General features: G+C 39.0%; 1 rRNA gene. It reads left to right on the top strand.

The features are described 5' to 3' along the window. Window positions 1-178: 178 nt before the first annotated feature. Window positions 179-246 (top strand): 5S ribosomal RNA (gene rrf, locus AN214_RS22125); the annotation flags it as partial.

The following is a 246-nucleotide window of genomic DNA, read 5'->3' on the forward strand; positions in this document are numbered from 1 at the left end:
CCATTAAGCTAACCTGTACTAATTACCCGTGAGGCTTAACCATACAACGCCAAAGTGGTTTATAACCCGCAGAAGTTGAATAGATTAAGATACTAAAGTAGATAACTTTACGATTGAGATAAAAGAAACAGTTTTCCAGATTTAGATTTAAGACAAGCTCTTAAGTCAACCAGATTTGCTTGGTGACTATAGCGTTTTGGAACCACCTGACCCCATGCCGAACTCAGAAGTGAAACGAAACAGCGT

The organism is Pseudoalteromonas sp. P1-9, assembly GCF_001399975.1.
In the GTDB taxonomy this organism is placed as follows: Bacteria; Pseudomonadota; Gammaproteobacteria; order Enterobacterales; family Alteromonadaceae; genus Pseudoalteromonas.